This window comes from Bosea sp. 29B, assembly GCF_902506165.1.
GTDB lineage: Bacteria > Pseudomonadota > Alphaproteobacteria > Rhizobiales > Beijerinckiaceae > Allobosea.
Genome location: NZ_LR733817.1, coordinates 2,191,648 through 2,207,654, shown reverse-complemented (window position 1 = coordinate 2,207,654; position 16,007 = coordinate 2,191,648). Strand labels below are relative to the sequence as shown.

16 protein-coding genes are annotated in these 16,007 nt (G+C 67.5%); 14 read left to right on the top strand and 2 right to left on the bottom strand.

The features are described 5' to 3' along the window. Positions 1-67: 67 nt before the first annotated feature. From GV161_RS10800 to GV161_RS10755, 10 genes are all read left to right on the top strand, one after another. Positions 68-841: an enoyl-CoA hydratase gene (locus GV161_RS10800; protein WP_152013144.1), complete on the top strand. Its 774-nt coding sequence runs from the start codon at positions 68-70 to the stop codon at positions 839-841. A gap of 222 nt (positions 842-1,063) precedes the next feature. Further along, positions 1,064-2,062: a threo-3-hydroxy-L-aspartate ammonia-lyase gene (locus GV161_RS10795; protein WP_193219504.1), complete on the top strand. Its 999-nt coding sequence runs from the start codon at positions 1,064-1,066 to the stop codon at positions 2,060-2,062. Continuing rightward, positions 2,059-2,454, top strand: coding sequence for a RidA family protein (locus GV161_RS10790; protein ID WP_152013145.1), 396 nt, complete (start codon positions 2,059-2,061; stop codon positions 2,452-2,454). The genes GV161_RS10795 and GV161_RS10790 overlap by 4 nt, the downstream gene beginning before the upstream one ends. 169 nt (positions 2,455-2,623) lie before the next feature. Continuing rightward, positions 2,624-2,890, top strand: coding sequence for a 30S ribosomal protein S20 (rpsT, locus tag GV161_RS10785; protein WP_091835631.1), 267 nt, complete (start codon positions 2,624-2,626; stop codon positions 2,888-2,890). Positions 2,891-3,678: 788 nt separating this feature from the next. After that, positions 3,679-5,193, top strand: a complete 1,515-nt coding sequence (gene dnaA, locus GV161_RS10780; protein ID WP_244623941.1) for a chromosomal replication initiator protein DnaA — start codon at positions 3,679-3,681, stop codon at positions 5,191-5,193. A 137-nt stretch (positions 5,194-5,330) separates the two neighbouring features. Next, positions 5,331-6,449 (top strand): DNA polymerase III subunit beta, encoded by a 1,119-nt coding sequence (dnaN, locus tag GV161_RS10775; protein WP_152013146.1) that lies wholly within the window; start codon positions 5,331-5,333, stop codon positions 6,447-6,449. 15 nt (positions 6,450-6,464) lie between these two features. Further along, on the top strand, positions 6,465-7,592 hold the full coding sequence (recF, locus tag GV161_RS10770; RefSeq protein WP_152013147.1) for a DNA replication/repair protein RecF: 1,128 nt from the start codon (positions 6,465-6,467) through the stop codon (positions 7,590-7,592). Positions 7,593-7,768: 176 nt separating this feature from the next. Beyond that, entirely contained in the window at positions 7,769-9,085 is a 1,317-nt protein-coding gene (locus GV161_RS10765) for a methyl-accepting chemotaxis protein (RefSeq protein WP_159650214.1), read from the top strand. 87 nt (positions 9,086-9,172) lie between these two features. Continuing rightward, entirely contained in the window at positions 9,173-9,787 is a 615-nt protein-coding gene (locus GV161_RS10760; RefSeq protein ID WP_152013149.1) for a LysE family translocator, read from the top strand. Between the two features lies 1 nt (position 9,788). After that, positions 9,789-10,139, top strand: a complete 351-nt coding sequence (locus GV161_RS10755; RefSeq protein ID WP_152013150.1) for a cupin domain-containing protein — start codon at positions 9,789-9,791, stop codon at positions 10,137-10,139. Between the two features lie 3 nt (positions 10,140-10,142). Here the strand turns inward: GV161_RS10755 and GV161_RS10750 are convergent, their stop codons facing one another. Both GV161_RS10750 and hrcA read right to left on the bottom strand, forming a co-directional pair. Further along, positions 10,143-10,799 (bottom strand): ankyrin repeat domain-containing protein, encoded by a 657-nt coding sequence (locus GV161_RS10750; RefSeq protein ID WP_152013151.1) that lies wholly within the window; start codon positions 10,797-10,799, stop codon positions 10,143-10,145. Continuing rightward, a complete protein-coding gene (gene hrcA / locus GV161_RS10745; protein ID WP_152013152.1) occupies positions 10,796-11,878 on the bottom strand; it encodes a heat-inducible transcriptional repressor HrcA in 1,083 nt (360 codons plus the stop codon). The genes GV161_RS10750 and hrcA overlap by 4 nt, the downstream gene beginning before the upstream one ends. A gap of 147 nt (positions 11,879-12,025) precedes the next feature. Between hrcA and rph the strand changes: the two genes are divergently transcribed. The 4 genes from rph to GV161_RS10725 all read left to right on the top strand — a co-directional run bounded on the left by rph (position 12,026) and on the right by GV161_RS10725 (position 15,998). Further along, entirely contained in the window at positions 12,026-12,742 is a 717-nt protein-coding gene (rph, locus tag GV161_RS10740; RefSeq protein ID WP_152013153.1) for a ribonuclease PH, read from the top strand. Between the two features lie 4 nt (positions 12,743-12,746). Further along, positions 12,747-13,394: an RdgB/HAM1 family non-canonical purine NTP pyrophosphatase gene (gene rdgB / locus GV161_RS10735; RefSeq protein WP_152013154.1), complete on the top strand. Its 648-nt coding sequence runs from the start codon at positions 12,747-12,749 to the stop codon at positions 13,392-13,394. Beyond that, on the top strand, positions 13,391-14,593 hold the full coding sequence (gene hemW / locus GV161_RS10730) for a radical SAM family heme chaperone HemW (RefSeq protein ID WP_152013155.1): 1,203 nt from the start codon (positions 13,391-13,393) through the stop codon (positions 14,591-14,593). The genes rdgB and hemW overlap by 4 nt, the downstream gene beginning before the upstream one ends. 181 nt (positions 14,594-14,774) lie before the next feature. Next, positions 14,775-15,998 carry an SMP-30/gluconolactonase/LRE family protein gene (locus tag GV161_RS10725; RefSeq protein ID WP_152013156.1) on the top strand — a complete coding sequence of 408 codons (1,224 nt, stop codon included), beginning with the start codon at positions 14,775-14,777 and terminating at the stop codon, positions 15,996-15,998. The last annotated feature ends 9 nt before the right edge of the window (positions 15,999-16,007 follow it).

Below are 16,007 nucleotides of genomic sequence, written 5' to 3'. Positions count from 1 at the left end.
GCGCGCATGGACCACGGCCCGGGCGGCCGCTATTCGTGGCCAGGACACAGCGCATTGGGAGACCGCCATGGCTTATGAGACCATTCTCGTCGAGGTGAAGGGCAAGGTCGGCGTCATCACGCTGAACCGGCCGCAGGCCCTGAATGCGCTGAACGTCCAGCTCATCGCCGACATCAATGCGGCGCTCGACGGGTTCGAGCGGGACGACAATATCGGCTGCATCGTCATGACCGGCTCGGAGAAGGCCTTCGCCGCCGGCGCCGACATCAAGCAGATGCAGGAGCGCAGCTATCCCGGCACCTATCTCGACGACAAGTTCGCCGACTGGGACCGGATCGGCCAGCGTCGCAAGCCGATCATCGCCGCGGTCGCGGGCTTCGCGCTCGGCGGCGGCTGCGAGCTCGCGATGATGGCCGATTTCATCATCGCTGCCGACAACGCCAAGTTCGGCCAGCCGGAGATCAACCTCGCCGTCATCCCCGGCGCCGGCGGCACCCAGCGCCTGACCCATGCGATCGGCAAGGCCAAGGCGATGGACCTTTGCCTCACCGGCCGCTTCATGGATGTGAACGAAGCCGAGCGCGCCGGGCTGGTCGCCCGTATCGTCCCGCTCGCCGAGCTGATGACGGAGACGCTGAAGGCGGCCGAGCAGATTGCCTCGAAGTCGCTGCCCTCGCTGCTGTCAGCCAAGGAATCGGTCAATCGCGCCTTCGAGACGACGCTGGCCGAAGGCCTGCGCTTCGAGCGCCGCGTCTTCTCGGCGCTGTTCGGCACGCACGACCAGAAGGAAGGCATGGCCGCCTTCATCGAGAAGCGGAAGCCCGAATTCAAGAACTACTGACCTAGAGCAATTCCAGCAAAAGTGCGGAGCGGTTTTGCGTCCGGAATTGCGAGGAAACAAAGAGATAGAGCATTTCCGGTGAATCTGTGTTCGCCGGAAATGCTCTAGGCAAGCCCCGGCCGATCAGCGCCACGCATGGCCGGGGCCAATTTCTTTCACTTGAAAGGCCGGCGGCGCTGCTGGACCATGGCTGCTCACTCTTAAGAGCACGCAGGATTTGCCATGACCGCCGCAGCCCGCTCCCTCACCGACGGCATAGCGCTGCCGAGCTATGCCGATGTCGAAGCGGCGGCGCAGCGCATCGCCGGCGTCGCGCATCGGACGCCGGCGCTGACCTCGCGCACCGCCAATGAGCGCACCGGCGCCAATCTCGTCTTCAAGGCCGAGAACCTGCAGCGCATGGGCGCCTTCAAGTTCCGCGGCGGCTACAATGCCATCGCGGCGCTGACGCCGGAACAGCGCAAGGCCGGCGTCCTGACCTATTCCTCCGGCAACCATGCCCAGGCGATCGCCTATGCCAGCAAGCTGCTCGGTGCGCCGGCGACGATCATCATGCCGCTCGACGCTCCCGCGGCGAAGGTCGCGGCGACCAAGGGCTATGGCGCCGAGGTCGTCACCTATGACCGCTATACCCAGGACCGGCTCCAACTGGGTGATCGACTGGCGGCCGAGCGCGGGCTGACGCTGATCCCGCCCTACGACCACCCCGACGTCATCGCCGGCCAAGGCACAGCGACGAAGGAGCTGATCGAGGAGGCCGGCGAGCTCGACGTGCTGCTGGTCTGCCTCGGCGGTGGCGGGCTCCTCGCCGGCGCGCTGCTGGCGGCGAGAGCGCTCAATCCCGGCTGCAAGGTCTATGGCGTCGAGCCCGAGGCCGGCAATGACGGCCAGCAATCGCTGCGCAAGGGCGAGATCGTCAAGATCGACGTACCCAAGACCATCGCCGACGGCGCCCAGACCGCCTTCCTCGGCAATTACACCTTCCCGATCATTCGCGACCTCGTCGAGGACATCGTCACCGTGCCGGACGCCGCCCTCGTCGCGGCGATGCGCTTCTTCGCCGAGCGGATGAAGCTCGTGGTCGAGCCGACCGGCTGCCTTGCAGCGGCGGCCGCCTTCACCGGCGCAGTGGCGGTCAAGGGCAAGCGCGTCGGCGTCATCCTGAGCGGCGGCAATGTCGACCTCGCCAGCTTCGCCCGTTTCGTCGGTGAGGGCGCGTGAGCGAGATCGAGACGATCCTGTCGCCTGATGTGCCGGCGCCGGCAGGGCATTATGCGCAGGCAGTCGCGTATAAGGATCTGGTCTTCGTCTCCGGCCAACTCGCGCCGCGCCCCGACGGCAGCCATACCGCCGGCGAGCCCTTCGCGGTGCAGGCCCGCCAGGCGCTCGACAATCTCCTGGCGGTGCTCGCCGCCGCCGGTTGCGGCCCGGCCGATGTGCTGAAGGTCACCGCCTATCTGGTCGGCGCTGCGCATTGGCCAGAGTTCAATGCGGTCTACGCCGAGGTCTTCGGGCCGCACAGGCCGGCCCGCACGGTCGTCCCGGTGCCGGAGCTGCACCATGGCTATCTCGTCGAGATCGAGGCCGTGGCGGTCCGCCGCAAGGCGGGTTGAAAGCGTCAGCGATTCCGGCGTTGACGCCAAGCGCGGTAGGAACTATAGGGTCGGGCCTCGCGGCGGTCTTGCTCCGGCAGGACCGTCGCTCGCATTTTCAACTGAAGGTCCGTGGTCGTGCCAGCCGGCGATAGCCAGGCGCTCACCGCGATGAGGACGAGGACAGACCATGGCCAACACGACTTCGGCCAAGAAGGCCGCGCGCAAGATCGTGCGGCGCACCGAAGTAAACAAGGCGCGCCGCAGCCGCGTGCGCACCTTCCTGCGCAAGGTCGAGGAGGCGATCGCCTCCGGCGACAAGAGCGCCGCTGCCGCTGCCCTGCAGGCTGCCCAGCCGGAGCTGATGCGGGCCGCACAGAAGGGCGTGGTTCACAAGAACACCGCTTCACGCAAGGTTTCGCGTCTCGCTCATCGTATCGGCGCGCTGGCTTCCTGATCGCCGTTCATCAGAGCGGATTTGCGAGCAGTTTTCGACCCGGCCGAAAGGCCGGGTTTTTGTTTGCCTGCCCGCCTGCGACAGGCGCCCCGATGTTGCGGCGCAACACCCGCTGTCAACGGCGATTCCGCAATCTTTCCACGACTTTACCGACTTGACTTCAATGCCGATTTGGAGGTCGAAAATCGTCCCGTACGGGACTTTTGACCGCACAAAATTCCTCCATATTTTTCATCATCTTAGTGGGCAAAGCAATTCAGCTGGGTGAATCACTGCTCCCCGGATGGGGCGGGGGACAGGCTTCGAAAAAAAAGATTCGGAGCCGGCGCGAGACCTGCCCGGTAAAGAAAAGCTTAACTTCCCCAACTGATTGCGAGACACCTTCCGGTAGGGCAGACACTGGTCGGAATGCCCCTTCGCCCCGAAGCCGGCTGAGGGGGATATTGCCCCCGTTCGAGGCGGCCCTGTAAGGTCCTTTTCATCGGCGGGCGGACAGCGATGTCCAACCGGCTCTCCAAAGAATTGTTGATGTTTTTGGCTTACAACCAGGCGGGGTTGGAAGAATGAGTTTCTATGTCTTAAAGATTTAAACGCCTTGAATAGACCATAGCCGCGGCCGATCTTTTTAGAGCGTGCGGCTCTACCTCGAAAAGCGTTGGGAAGACCTCGCTTCGCGGCTCTTGGGCCGCCGAAGGCGGGCAGCGTTTTTCTCGATAAACAAACCACTGCATGGCCAACCTCGGAAAACGTGGTGGCAACATGCACGACAATGGAATGGGGCAATTGGAATGTTCGAGCGGATGGAGACTGGCAATCTGGTTGAGACTGCGGCCACCCCTGTGGTGACCAGGCTTGCCCCGACTGGGCCGGCGAGCGTCGCCGGGGCCAAGGACCGTTGGGACAGGGTCCGCCGGCGCCTGCGCGCCGAGCTCGGCGAGGACGTCTTCTCGAGCTGGTTCGCGCGCGTCGAGATCGGCGCGGTCGTCGAGGGCGTCGCCCACCTCACCGTGCCGACCCGCTTCCTGAAGAGCTGGCTCGAAGCCCATTATGCCGAGCGCCTGCGGGCGCACTGCATGGCCGAGCTCGATGCGCCCAACGGCATCGCCCTTTCGGTGCGCCAGGTGGCGCGAGACAGCAGCGAGCCCTGCCAGGACCTCTCGGCACAGCGGGCGCGCCCGGCCCAGGCTCGCCCGGCCACCCCGATGTCGGATGTCGCCCCCGCTTCGGCCGCCACCCCGGCCAGCGATCGCGACCCCATGGACGCCTGCGGCACGCTGCTCGACCGGCGCATGACCTTCCAGAGCTTCGTCGTCGGCAAGTCGAATGCGCTCGCCTTCGCCGCGGCCGAGCGGATCTCGGCGGCCCCCGCCGGCTCGACGCCCTATAACCCGCTCTACCTCCATGCCGGCGTCGGCCTCGGCAAGACGCACCTGATCCAGGCGATCGCCCAGGATGCGCGCCAGCACGGCAAGCGCGTCGCCTATTTCACCGCGGACCGCTTCATGTACGGCTTCGTCGCCGCGCTGAAGTCGCAGACGGCGCTCGCGTTCAAGGAGAAGCTGCGCGGCATCGACCTTTTGATCGTCGACGACGTCCAGTTCATTCAGGGCCGCTCGATCCAGCAGGAGTTCGGCCATACGATCAACGCGCTGATCGATGCCGGCAAGCAGATCGTCGTCGCCGCCGACCGGCTGCCCACCGATCTGGAGGCGCTCGACGAGCGCATCCGCTCCCGGCTCGCCGGCGGCCTCGTCGTCGAGATCGGCGAGCTCGATGAGGCGCTGCGGGTCAAGATCCTGACCACCCGCCTCGATGGGCTGAAGGCCGCCCATCCGAGCTTCCACGTCAATCCGGACGTGATCGCCTATGTCGCCAAGCTCGTCGCCACCAATGGCCGCGATCTCGACGGCGCCGCCAACCGCATCCTGGCGCATGCGACGCTGACCGGCGCCAGCGTGACGATGGAGACGGCGGAAGCGGCGATCCGCGATCTCGTGCGGACGCGCGAGCCGCGCCGGGTCAAGATCGAGGACATCCAGAAGCTGGTCGCGACCCGCTACAATGTCAGCCGCGCCGACATCCTGTCGGAGCGCCGGACTGCGGCCGTGGTCAAGCCGCGGCAGATCGCGATGTATCTCGCCAAGGCGCTGACGCCGCGCTCGCTGCCCGAGATCGGGCGCCGCTTCGGCGGGCGCGACCACACCACCGTGCTGCATGCGGTGCGCAAGATCGAGAAGGCGATCGTCGAGGATCGTCTCCTCCACGACGAGGTCGATCTCCTGAAGCGCATGCTGCAGGAGTGAGGCGCCAGCCTCCCCTTCTGCGTTAACTGTGCAGGCGGGCTCGCGCGCCCTTGCGCGCGGCCCGGCCGTCCGGCAATGTCGCGGGCCACCTTTCTGCCTGCCGGCTCGCCGCGGGCGCCAGCATGCCAGAAGACGCCATGAAGGTTACGGTCGAACGCTCAACTCTCCTGAAGTCGCTCGGGCATGTCCATCGTGTCGTCGAGCGGCGCAACACGATCCCGATCCTGTCGAATCTCCTGCTGCGCGGTAGCGAGGACGGACTGAAGCTGAAGGCGACCGACCTCGACATCGAGGTCGTCGAGACCGTGCCGGCCGACGTGGTCGAGCCCGGCGCGACCACGGTTCCCGCCCACACCCTCTACGACATCGTCCGCAAGCTGCCTGACGGCTCGCAGGTCTCGCTGGAGATCACCGGCGAGACCGGCCAGATGGTGCTGCGCTCGGGCCGCTCGCGCTTCACTTTGCAGACACTGCCGGAAAGCGACTTCCCGGACATCACCGCCGGCGAGATGGCGCATCGCTTCGTGCTGCCGGCCGGCGAGTTCAAGCGCCTGATCGACAAGACCCAGTTCGCGATCTCGACCGAGGAGACGCGCTACTATCTCAACGGCATCTATCTGCACGCGATCGATGTCGACGGGCGCCCGGTGCTGCGCGCCGTCGCGACCGATGGCCATCGCCTCGCCCGCGTCGATACCGCCGCCCCGCAGGGCTCGCTCGGCATGCCCGGCGTGATCGTGCCACGTAAAGCCGTGGCCGAGATCCAGAAGCTGCTGGAGGACGGCGAGAGCGAGGTCCAGATCGAGCTCTCCGCCACCAAGATCCGCGTCGCCACCGCCGAGGTCGTGCTCACCTCCAAGCTGATCGACGGCACCTTCCCCGACTACCAGCGTGTCATCCCGAGCGGCAACGACAAGCTGCTCACCGTCGACAGGGGCGATTTCGCGGCGTCCGTCGACCGCGTCTCGACGATCTCGTCCGAGCGCGGCCGCGCCGTGAAGCTTTCCATGGCCGATGGCCGGATGACGCTCTCGGTCACCAATCCGGATTCCGGCTCGGCGACCGAGGAGATCGAGGTCGACTATGATGCCGGCCCGCTCGATATCGGCTTCAACGCGCGCTATCTGATGGACATCGCTGCCCAGCTCGACGGCGACACCGCGCTGCTCAAGCTCGCCGATCCGGGTTCGCCGACGGTGATCCAGGACCGCGAAGGCGCTTCGGCCCTCTATGTGCTGATGCCGATGCGGGTCTGATCCCGGCAGAGCGTCTTGACCGCGGTCGCCCGCCTCACGCTGCAGAATTTCCGCTCCTATCCGGCCCTCGATCTCATGATCGAGGGCCGGCTCGTTGCGCTGTGCGGCGAGAACGGCGCCGGCAAGACCAATCTGCTCGAGGCGCTCTCGCTGTTCGCGCCCGGCCGCGGCCTCCGGCGCGCCGACCTCTCCGACATGGTCCGCCAGCCCGGCGATGGCGGCTTCGCCGCCTCGATCGGGCTCGCCGATGATGGGGCGCGGCTCGGCATCGGGCTGGAGCCGCCCGATGCCGAGGGTCGGCGAGCACGGATCGCCCGGATCGACGGCGCCCCGGCTGGCTCGGCCCTCGCCTTCAGCGACTATGTCAGGCTGGTCTGGCTGACGCCCGATCTCGACGGGCTGTTCCGTGGCGCCGCCGGCGATCGCCGCCGTTTCCTCGACCGGCTGGTGCTGGCGGTCGATCCCGGCCATGGCACGCGCTCGAACGCACTGGAGAAAGCGCTGCGCTCGCGCAACCGCATCCTCGACGAAAGCCCGCACCAGCAACGCTGGCTCGACGCGGTCGAGCGCGAGATCGCCGAGCTCGGCGTCGCCGTCGCGGCCGCGCGCGCCGAGACCGTCGCGCGGCTCTCGGCCATCATCGCCCAGACCGCGGACGAGGCCTCGCCCTTCCCGCAGGCCGACATCGCCCTGGAGGGCGAGATCGACGCGCTGGTCGCGAGCCTGCCGGCACTCGATGCCGAGGACCGCTATCGCGAGATGCTGCGCGAGATGCGCCCGCGCGACAAGGCGGCCGGGCGCACGCTCACCGGCCCGCAAGCCTCGGATCTCGCCGTGCGCCATGCCGCCAAGGACATCCCCGCCGGACAGGGATCGACCGGCGAGCAGAAGGCGCTGCTGATCGGGCTGGTGCTCGCCCATGCCCGCCTCGTCGCGACGATGAGCGAGCTGCCGCCGCTCGTCCTGCTCGACGAGGTCGCCGCCCATCTCGACCCGCGCCGGCGGGCGGCGCTCTATGCAACGCTGGCCGAGCTCGGCTGCCAGGTCTGGATGACCGGCGCCGACCCAGCCCTGTTCAGCGATCTCCCGTCCGGAGCCCAGCGCTTCCTGGTCACGCCAGGCGAGGTCAGACCCACGTGCTAGATCATCGCGCGTCCGAACGGACGCGATTACGATGATCTATCACATTGTTATCGCATCGGATTTTTCCGAAAAAGTGGATTCCACTTTTCGGTCTGGTGCTATAGCCAAAGCGGGCCACAGCGGCAGCTCCCTGACGTATGAAGGCGGTTAATCATTTCGCGCGACACTTCCGGGTGATGCATCCGTCGCAGCCGTCCTTCACGCAGGCTGAAACCGTGATCGCCAGCCGCCTGCTGACGATCCTGGAGCCGCATTTCGACGCCTCCACCCGCAAGCTCTACGCCAAGACGTTCAAGCGCGATCTCGACCAGCTCGACGTCGCCTCCGACGAGCAGGTGAAATACCGCAAGCTGTTCAGGCTCGAGCTCGACGAGCGCTATCGGCTGGCGAAACTGCGCATCGTCGGCCGCGCCAACAACCGCGACATCCTGCTCGCCGACTATCCGCAGTTCTTCCTCGAGGACTTCTCGAACTTCCTCGCTGTCCTGGTCGCGCGCTGGAAGCGGCGCTGGGGCCCGGTCGACGAGGCGCTGCGCGTGTTCTGCAAGCTCATGCTCACCGACATCTCCTTTTCGCTCGCCTGCTTCGACGACGCGCTCGAAAGCGACGTCAACGATCGTCTCGGCGCGCTCGAACAGGCCTTTCGCGATGGGATCGGCGAGCGCATCTCGGCGATCGAGGCGAGCCTGGGGGATGTCGCCGGCTTCTCTGGCCAGCTCTCGACCCAGGCCGGCGCGACCTTGTCGGCCTTGTCCGGCACGCAGGAGCGGCCCGAGCAGGTCGCCGCCTCCGTGGCCGAGATCGTCGCGGCGACGCGGCAATGCGAGCTCGCCAGCGGGCGCATCTCCCAGGAGACGGCGGGATCGAGCCGCGCGACCCAAGCGGCGAACGCCGAATGCCATGCGATCAGCGACAGCGTCGCGCTACTGAATCAGGCCAGCGACCGGATCGGCAGCCTGGTCGAACTGATCCGGAGTCTCGCCGCCCAGACCAACCTGCTGGCGCTCAACGCGACCATCGAGGCGGCTCGCGCCGGAGAAGCCGGTAAGGGCTTCGCGGTGGTCGCCGCCGAGGTCAAATCGCTCGCCGCGGCCACCAACAACGCAACGCAAACCATCCGCCAGGGCGTCGGCGAGGTCGTCGATGCCGGGCGCGCCATCGGCGAGGCCGTGCGCGGGCTCGGCCAGACCATGCAGACGCTGCAGGACAGTGCCGATGTCGTCGCCGAGTCGGTCGCGGGGCAGGCCAGCCATATCCGGTCGATCGCCGAGCGCGCCGAAAGCTCGTCCTCCGGCGTCGACGCCATCGCGCATCATGCCGCGCTGGTCGAGGGCCTCGCGCGCGAAGCGGCTGCGCTCGCCCGGCAGGTCGACGACCGCGTCCGAGCGACCTCGTCGCAATCGCTGGCGCTAGAGCAATCGATCGGGGATTTCCTTGGCGCGATGGGCAAGGCGCGCGCCGAGAAGCGCGGACGCATCCGCCAGAGCGGCTGATCTCTCCCATCACGCAAGGCGATGGGACACATCCGGCGCAGGCTGCTAATCTGGCCGCTACAAGCCGATATCAGGGAGCAACGCTCGATGGATCTCGCCGGGCTTCTGGTTTTCGCCGGTGTCTACTTCCTGGCCGTCGCCTCGCCGGGGCCGGGCATCGCCGCGATCGTGGCGCGCTCGCTCTCGACCGGGTTCCGGCGGGTGGTGCCCTTCGTGCTTGGCATCGCTGCCGGCGACCTGGTCTGGCTGACCTTCTCGGTCCTCGGCCTGTCCGTGCTGATGCAGAGCTTCCACGGCCTGTTCCTGGCCATCAAATATGCCGGCTGCGCCTATCTGATCTATCTCGCCTGGAAGCTCTGGACCGCCCCGGTGAAGAGCCTGGAGGACCAGCCGCCGATGAGTGGCGAAGGCCTGCGCCTGTTTTTCGGCGGCCTCGCGCTGACGCTCGGCAATCCCAAGGTGATGGTGTTCTTCGTCTCGATCCTGCCGCTGGTCGTCGACCTCAACGCGATCACGCCGTTGGCCTTCGCCGAGATCGTCGCCCTGACCACGCTGATCATCAATACCACCCTGCTCGGCTACGCTTTCCTGGCCGACCGGGCGCGGCGGCTGGTGTCGAGCCCGAAGACCATGCGCCGGATCAACCGTGTCACCGGCGGTGTGATGGCGGGCGCCGCGGCGGCGATTGCGGCGCGCGGCTGAGATGGCCGACGAGCCCGCGCCGCGCGTCATCGCCCGCGAGGACTGGGCTGAGACGCCCGACGAATGGCATGGCGAAGTCCAGCGTTTCGGCGGCGAGGTCTCGCTGATCTTCGTTCGGGCCGAGCCCGGCAAGGGGCCAAGGCTGCACAGCCATCCCTATCCGGAGACCTTCATCGTGCGCGCCGGGCGGGCGCTTTACACGATCGGCGACCGGGAGATCGAGGCCGGACCGGGCGAAATCCTGGTCGTGCCGGCCGGCGTGCCGCACAAGTTCCGCAGCCTCGGGCCGGAGACGCTGGAATCGATCGATATCCACGCCAGCGAGCGCTTCATCACCGACTGGCTGGAATAAAGCTCAGCGCCCGCCGGCCGCCGCGACCAGCGTGGCAACCTCGCTCTGGCCGCGCTTGCGGGCATGCTGGAGTGGGCTGACGCCATCCTTGTCGGCAAGATTGGGGTTGGCGCCGGCATCGAGCACGAGCCTGGCCACCTCTCGATGGCGCGGGCCGCCATCGCCGAGGATCACGATCTCCAGAAGGCAGGTCCAGCCGAGATTGTTGACGTGGTTCACGTCGATGCCTGATGTCAGCAGCAGCTTGGCGGTCTCGACATGGGCGCGCTCGCAGGCCGGGATCAGCGCATTGCCGCCATAGCGGTTGCGGATCGTGAGGTCCGGCTTGAGCGGCAGCATCGCCGCGATGATCTCGGTGCGGCCGCTGGCGCCAGCGAGCAGCCAGGGCGTGTCCTGGTTCACCGCCTGGGCATTGGGGCTCGCACCTGCCGCCAGCAGCGCCTTGGCGACGGCGACATGGTTGCCGGCAACGGCGAGCAGGAGCGGGGTCTGACGCTGGCCATCGCGCTGTTCGAGATCCGCCTTGGCGGCGATCAGGCGGTTCACGGCGGCGAGATCGCCACGGCCGGCGGCTTCGAGCAGGCCAGTCTGTGCTTCGCTCGCTCCGGTCATCAGCAGCACTCCCGCCAGGATCGCGCCGGCCCGCAGCCACCGCCTCATCTGCCACCGTCGAGCAGGCGCCCGACCACCTTGGCGGTGTAATCGACCATCGGCACGATCCGGGCGTAGTTCAGCCGGGTCGGGCCGATGATGCCGACGACGCCGACGATGCGCTGGCCGCCATCGCGGAAGGGCGCGGCGATGATCGAGGAGCCCGACATCGAGAACAGGTTGTTCTCCGAGCCGATGAAGATGCGCACGCCGTCACCCGCCTCGGCGCGCGAGAGCAGGTCGATCAGTTCGGTCTGCGTCTCCAGATCGGCGAAGAGCAGGCGGATGCGCTCCAGGTCCTCCTGTGCCTTCAGATCCTCGAGCAGATTGGCCTGGCCGCGCACGATGAGATGCCGGTCGCTGGAGGGGCCGGAACTCGTGGCGATGCCCGTCTCGACCAGCCGGGCGGTCAATTCGTCGAGCTCACGCTCCATCAGGGTGCGGCTGTCGGCGATCTCGCGGCGAAGCTCGTCGAGCGTTTTGCCGACGATGCGAGCGTTGAGGAAGTTGCCGGCCTCGACCAGCGCCGACGCCGGCAGGCCCGCCGGCAACGCCAGGATGCGGTTCTCGACCGTGCCGTCATCGGCGACGAGCACGGCGAGCGCGCGGCCGGCATCGAGCCGGACGAACTCGATATGGCGCAGGCGGGCGTTGGCCTTGGTGGTGACGACGACGCCGGCGCCGCGCGACAGGCCCGACAGTAAGGCCGAGGCCTCGGTCAGCGTCTGGTCGAGCGAGCGGTTGCTGGCGGCAGCCCTGATCTGCGCCTCGATGCGACCGCGCTCGTCCGAGGTGAGATTGCCGACCTCCATCATGCCGTCGACGAAGAAGCGCAGACCGCGCTCGGTCGGCAGCCGCCCGGCCGAGGTGTGCGGAGCGTAGATCAGCCCGGCGGTCTCCAGATCGGTCATGACATTGCGCACCGTCGCCGGCGACAGCGCGATCGGCAGCAGCCGGGCGATGTTGCGCGAGCCGACCGGCTCGCCGGTGGTCAGGTAACCGTCGACGATCTGGCGAAAGATCTCGCGCGAGCGCTGGTCGATCTCGACCAGGCCGCCGGGTATCTCAGGGCGCGTATGGGCGCTCATTCCGTGGCGAACAACCTCAATTCCATGGCCCATTGTCCCCTTCGCGGGCAGACGGATCAAGTCCCAAGAGGCTCCGAGGCCCGTTCGCCTTGCCGCACTCCGGTTAAGCGCCTACAAGCCGCCGACTCCAAAAGACAGGAAGACACGATGAGACCCTCGAAGCGCGCAGCCGACGAGATGCGGAAGGTCACGCTGGAACGCGGCGTGGTGCGCTATGCCGAAGGCTCGTGCATGGTCACCTTCGGTGAGACCAAGGTGCTCTGCGCCGCCACCGTCGAGGAAAAGGGGCCGCCGTGGCTGCGCGGCACCGGCAAGGGCTGGGTCACCGCCGAATATTCGATGCTGCCGCGCGCCACCCATGAGCGCACCCGCCGCGAGGTCACTTCCGGCAAGCCCTCGGGCCGGACACAGGAGATCCAGCGCCTGGTCGGGCGCAGCTTGCGCGCCGTGGTCGACCTGACCGCGATCGGCGAGCGCCAGATCGTCGTCGACTGCGACGTGCTGCAGGCCGATGGCGGCACCCGCACCGCCTCGATCACCGGCGCCTGGGTCGCGCTGCACGATGCGCTGAAGTGGATGGAAGGGCGCGGGATGCTGAAAGGCGCCAATCCGCTGAAGGATCATGTCGCCGCCGTCTCTTGCGGCATCGTCGCCGGCAATCCCGTGATCGATCTCGACTATGTCGAGGATTCCGGGGCGCAGACCGACGCCAATTTCGTCATCACCGGCGCGGGCGGCCTCGTCGAGGTGCAGGGCACTGCCGAGGGCGCTCCCTTCAGCGAGGACGAGCTGATGGCGCTGCTGAAGCTCGCCAAGGGCGGCATCGGCAAGCTGGTCACGCTGCAGAAGGCGGCGGTGGCCTGACGCCATGACCACCAACCGCCTCCTCACCGGCAAGGTCGTGATCGCGACCCACAACCAGGGCAAGCTGCGCGAAATGCGCGAGCTGATGGCGCCCTATGGGGTCGAGCTGGTCTCGGCCGGCGAGCTTGGCCTGCCCGAGCCGGTGGAGGATGGCCACATGTTCGCCGAGAACGCCGCGATCAAGGCGGTCGCGGCGGCCAATGCGTCCGGCCTGCCGGCGCTGGCGGATGATTCCGGCGTCTGCATCGACGCGCTTGACGGTGCGCCCGGGCTGTTCTCGGCAAACTGGGCCGGGCCGGGCAAGGATTTCGCCCCGGCCCTGGCCAGGGTGCAGATGGAGCTCGGCAAGCGCGGCGCGACCACGCCCGAACAGCGCAAGGCACATTTCGTCTCGGCGCTGGTGATCGCCTGGCCGGACGGGCATCAGGAACTGTTCGAGGGCCGCGTCTTCGGCGAGATCGTCGACGCACCGCGTGGGTTGTCCGGCTTCGGCTACGACCCGATCTTCCAGCCCGCTGGCCACGACAGGACCTTCGGCGAGATGACCTCGGAGCAGAAGCACGGCATCCCGCAGGACGGCTCGCCCGGCCTGTCGCACCGGGCCCGCGCCTTCCATGTGCTGGCCGCCGCCTGCCTGAGGAAGCCCGCTTGAGCCCTCCGGCCGCCTTTGCCGCGCGGCCCGGTGTACCGGCGCATCCGACCGCGGCTGCCGGCTTCGCCGTCTATGTGCATTGGCCGTTCTGCCTGGCCAAATGCCCCTATTGCGACTTCAACTCCCATGTCCGGCATCAGCCACCGGACCAGGCCCGCTATATCGCCGCCTTCCGCCGCGAGATCGCCCAGCGGGCCGAACTGGCGCCTGGGCGCACGGTCTCCTCGATCTTCTTCGGCGGCGGCACGCCCTCGCTGATGGAGGGCGCGACGGTCGGTGCGATCCTCGATGCGATCGGTGAGCACTGGGCCGTCGACCCCAATTGCGAAGTCTCGCTGGAGGCCAATCCGACCAGCGTCGAGGCCGGGCGCTTCCGCGATTTCCGCGCCGCCGGCGTCAACCGCGTCTCGCTCGGCGTCCAGGCGCTGAACGATGCCGACCTCAAGGCGCTCGGGCGGATGCATTCGGCCCAGGAGGCGCTCGATGCGGTCGCGATCGCGCGGCGCTATTTCGAACGCTACTCCTTCGACCTGATCTATGCCCGCTCGCCGCATCAGACGCCGGCGCTGTGGCAGGCCGAGCTGGAGCTGGCGATCAGCCATGCCGCGGAGCATCTCTCGCTCTATCAGCTCACCATCGAACCCGGCACCGCCTTCGAGCAGCTCTACAAGGCCGGCAAGCTCGCCATTCCTGATCCCGATGCGGGCGCGGCGCTCTACGAGGTTACGCAGGAGATCACGGCCAAGCACGGCCTGCCGGTCTACGAGATCTCGAACCACGCCCGGCCGGGCGCGGAATGCCGCCACAACCTGGTCTACTGGCACTATGGCGAATATGCCGGCATCGGGCCGGGCGCCCATGGCCGGCTGGTGACCTCGGATGGCCGCTTCGCGCAGTCGACCGAAAAGCGCCCCGAGACCTGGCTGGAACGGATCGAGGCCAGCGGCGATGCGCTGGTCGAGAACGAGATGCTCTCGGCCGAAGCACAGGGCGACGAATACCTGCTGATGGGCCTGCGGCTCGTCGAAGGCATCGATCTCGACGTGTTCGAAGGGCTCGCCGGCCGCAAGCTCAACGGCAACCGCATCGGCAGCCTGATCGCCGAGGGCTTCCTCACTCGCAAGGCCAATGGCCGCCTCGCGGCGACGCCGGAAGGCGCACTCCTGCTCGACGCGCTGGTCGCCGATCTCGCCGCCTGAGGGCCGGTCGCGGCAGCGGCGCTCGACTCGATATCATTAAACCGATTTAGACCGGTGAGAAGCCCTGTTGAGGCAGGGTTCGTCATGACCGCACGGCTGCCTTCCGCCACGTCACCGCCGCAATCGGCGCTCCCGATGGCCGGGGTAAGAACGGCACAAGTTCAACCCAGGGAGGTCACCGATGCAGCCACGCATGATCGATGAATCACGTCCCGCCTTGTCACGCCGCCGCCTGTTGCAGGTCGCGGGGGCAGGAGCACTCGTAGCAGCCGCCGATACGGCTCTGGCGCAGGCTCCGGCCGCCCGGCCTGGGCCGCCGAGCACGATCACCACGCCGCCACGTGATTTCAGCCGCAACGGCGCGCCGACCACCTATTTCTGGGACCCTGACGTCCTCGCAGTCGATCCCGCCTTCGAGGGGCTGGCCCAACCCAATGCCGCGATCCAGCGGCTCTGGACCGGAGCACTCTGGGCGGAGGGGCCGGCCTGGAACGCGCAGGGGCGCTATCTGGTCTGGAGCGACATCCCCAACAACCGGCAATTGCGCTGGCTGGAGGACGATGGCCGCGTCAGCGTCTTCCGCACGCCGTCGGGCAACAGCAACGGCAACAGCTTCGACTTCCAGGGCAGGCAGCTCTCCTGTGAGCACCTGAACCGCCGCGTCGTGCGCTACGAGCTCGACGGCTCGGTGACGATCCTCGCCGACAAGTTTGACGGCAAGCGGCTGAATTCGCCCAACGACATCGTCCAGCATCCCGACGGCAGCTACTGGTTCACCGACCCACCCTATGGCGGCCAGCTCTATGAGGGCGCGCCGGACGCCGCGGGCGGGCCGAGCAATGCCAGCGGCAAGCTCAATCCGCGCCTCGGCCAGCCGCCCGAAATCGGCTTCTTCAAGCGGGAATTGCCGACGAACTGCTATCGCATCGATCCGAGCGGCCGGATCGACCTCGTCGTCACCGAGCAGCAGGTGCCCGATCCGAACGGCCTGTGCTTCTCGCCGGACTACAAGAAGCTCTACATCGCCTCGACCGGCAAAGGCCCGGGCGACACCGGCCCCGGCGGCAAGGGCGACATCCACGTCTTCGATGTCGGCGCCGACAACAAGCTCTCCAACGGCAAGCTGTTCTCGGACTGCATGGTCGACGGGGTGAAATGCGGGCCGGACGGCCTGCGCTGCGACGTGCAGGGCAATCTCTGGGCCTCCAGCAATGCCGGGCGTGCCGTCGGCTACAACGGCGTGCTCTGCTTCAACCCGGAGGCCAAGCTGATCGGCCGCATCCGCCTGCCGGAGGTCTGCGGCAACATCTGCTTCGGCGGCCCCAAGCGCAACCGCCTGTTCATGGCGGCGAGCCAATCGATCTATGCGGTCTATCTGGGCACGCAGGGCGCCGGACCGGGCTGAGCGCCCGGC